Raw genomic sequence first — 827 nt, 5'->3', positions numbered from 1 at the left:
CGTGGACGCCGACGACAAGACCGGCGACGTGCTCGTCAAGGTGGTGGACAACGCCGTGGCCGCCTTTTTGCAGTACCGCAACGCCGCCAGCACCGTCGCCATAGAGCGCGCGGCCGAGGCCATCGCCGCCACCTGGCAGACCGGGCGGCGCATCGAGTTCTACGGCGCGGGCAACTCGGGCATCGTGGCGCAGGACGCGCAGCACAAGTTCTTCCGCCTGGGCGTGATCAGCCTGGCCACCAGCGACGGCCACATGCAGGTCATGAGCGCCACCCTGCTCGGCCCGGGCGACTGCGTGGTCATCATCTCGAACTCGGGCCGCACGCGCGACNTTCTTCCGCCTGGGCGTGATCAGCCTGGCCACCAGCGACGGCCACATGCAGGTCATGAGCGCCACCCTGCTCGGCCCGGGCGACTGCGTGGTCATCATCTCGAACTCGGGCCGCACGCGCGACCTGATGGACGCCGCCGACATCGCGCGCAAGAACGGCGCGACAACCATCGCCATCACCGCCAGCGGCTCACCCCTGGCCGCCGCCTGCCACATCCACCTCGCCGCCGACCACCCCGAGGGCTACGACCGCTACAGCCCCATGGTCTCGCGCCTGCTGCACCTGCTGGTGATCGACGTGCTGGCGACCTGCGTGGCGCTGCGCATAGGCAGCCCGCTGCAACCCATCCTGCAGCAGATGAAGGACAACCTGCGCGCCAAGCGTTACGCGTGACTTTTAGGCCAAATCAGCCGCTACCACTTATGCAACAAGCGCCTTTAACTATTATTTTTATAGCATTCAAGGGCGGCCATAAGTCGCCGTGAACGTCGCCTT

General features: G+C 66.5%; 2 protein-coding genes. One reads left to right on the top strand and one right to left on the bottom strand.

Going from position 1 to position 827, the window contains the following annotated elements; genetic code table 11:
- A partial coding sequence (locus tag QZH66_RS17295) for a hypothetical protein (protein ID WP_305807075.1) occupies positions 1–205 on the bottom strand: 205 nt, incomplete at its 3' end.
- A gap of 172 nt (positions 206–377) precedes the next feature.
- On the opposite strand from QZH66_RS17295, the gene QZH66_RS17290 reads away from it, so the two are divergent.
- Positions 378–725: an SIS domain-containing protein gene (locus tag QZH66_RS17290; protein ID WP_305807076.1), complete on the top strand. Its 348-nt coding sequence runs from the start codon at positions 378–380 to the stop codon at positions 723–725.
- Positions 726–827: the final 102 nt, after the last annotated feature.

This window comes from Stenotrophomonas sp. YIM B06876, from assembly GCF_030711595.1.
Taxonomy (GTDB): Bacteria; Pseudomonadota; Gammaproteobacteria; order Xanthomonadales; family Xanthomonadaceae; genus Stenotrophomonas.
The sequence above is the reverse complement of the archived record's forward strand: the minus strand, read 5'-3'. Positions and strand labels throughout refer to the sequence as shown.